We start from the raw sequence: 499 nt of genomic DNA on the forward strand, positions 1-499 counted from the left end.
GAAATCTCCGAGATCGACGTCGCGTTCGACCAGCAGGATCCTGGCCGCCTGTTTGCCGAGTTCTGTACCGTGAACGCTGACGGCGGTGTTCTTGCCGCCGAGTTGGGGGCTGAGATAGGGCCCGCCTTCATCCAGCAACTCGTCGAATTCTTCCAGCGACTGCATGACCGGCGCGCCGCGGGCAATGCGCGCCGCCAGCTTGGCGAGAACCTGCTGCAGCTCCGTCTCGCGTCTGCGCTGGTCCTGATAGTTCTGCTGGAAGAAGAAGATGAACAGCGACACGCCGATGCCGATCAGGATCACGCCCAGCTGTGAAAAGATGTTGCGATAATATTCGAGCAGCTTTTCGCGATGGCGCACGTCGTCGCGCACGCTGTGGGCGACGCGAAGATTGACGATCAGCGACAGGGTGAGCAGCCCGGTGCCGACCAGGATAAGGCCGCCGATGAGGAGGTAGCCATGGCCCGTGCTGAAATCCATCCGCTTGTCCCAAGACCCT

1 pseudogene is annotated in these 499 nt (G+C 61.3%); it reads right to left on the reverse strand.

From position 1 onward, the window contains the following. A pseudogene (locus ACWTU8_RS32295) lies at positions 1-480 on the reverse strand (hypothetical protein); the annotation flags it as partial. Between the last annotated feature and the right edge of the window lie 19 nt (positions 481-499).

Source organism: Mesorhizobium sp. BHbdii (assembly GCF_053848045.1).